Annotated in this window: 1 protein-coding gene and 1 pseudogene; both read right to left on the bottom strand. The window is 34.8% G+C overall.

Going from position 1 to position 981, the window contains the following annotated elements:
* Window positions 1-185 precede the first annotated feature (185 nt).
* On the bottom strand, window positions 186-647 hold the full coding sequence (locus tag ACEN31_RS11560) for an IS3 family transposase (RefSeq protein WP_171031284.1): 462 nt from the start codon (window positions 645-647) through the stop codon (window positions 186-188).
* A gap of 120 nt (window positions 648-767) precedes the next feature.
* A pseudogene (locus ACEN31_RS11555) lies at window positions 768-981 on the bottom strand (transposase); the annotation flags it as partial.

Raw genomic sequence — 981 nt, 5'->3', positions numbered from 1 at the left:
GGCATTTACGAGCGTTACAGTATGAACCGTTCGAATTATTTAAGGAAATATTCGAACCTGACTAAGTGAAAGAAGCCGCAAATCGATTTATCTACAACTAAATAAGTCAAAAAAATTATGGAAAAAGTCATCCGCTGCGTCAGCATTTGACTTTTTTGAAATTTTTAACGAAAACTACATGTGATTTAATTAACAATAAACAAGTAACAGTGATTTTCAGTTTTATGCAACACTAGTGCTTGATTATATAAATCCATAATAGGACTTAAATATAACTTTTCATCATTCAGACATTTGAATTCGGTAATGTCTGTAACAAGTTTTTGTAATGGATGAGGTGTCATAAACCGACGATTTATTTTGTTTTTAGCGACTTTACCGACAGGTCCTTTGTAAGAATTGTATCGACGAGATCGATTCGTAAACTTTAGACACTGTAGCCCTAATTGTCTCATAATACGAAGAACGCGTTTATGATTGACTTTATAGCCTCTGGCTCTTAATTCAATTGTAATGCGTCGATAGCCATATCGCTCTTTATGTTCCTCAAAGATAGCTTGGATAAGGTCTTCAAGCTCTTTATCTTTATGAGGTTTGGTTTTCTTCGCGATATGATAGTGGTAAGTTGACTCTGGTAATTCTGTCACATATAAGACATCTTTGAGTTTAAAGCCTATTTGGGTTAAGTCATAGACTATGTCTGTTTGTTGTTTGCGCGTGGGTCTTCTAAGCCCAGCGCTTTTAACTTTTTTAAGTATCTTAAATTGTCAAATTAAGTGCAACACAGTTTTATAAAAGATTTCATAAGGTGTTTTCCAATTCAAACATTTTTTTGGGACGTGTATTTAATTTCGTTGCCCAACCTTGTATCTCTTCATCAGTTGCATCTGTCAAATCAACACCTTTCGGTGAGTACTCTCTAAGGAGTCCATTTGTATTCTCATTAGATCTTCTTTGCCAAGGGGCATGAGGATCTGGAAA

This window comes from Ruoffia sp. FAM 26255 (assembly GCF_045528525.1).
GTDB lineage: Bacteria > Bacillota > Bacilli > Lactobacillales > Aerococcaceae > Ruoffia > Ruoffia tabacinasalis.
Note: the sequence above shows the minus strand (reverse complement) of the source record. Positions and strands in the feature narration are given on the sequence as shown.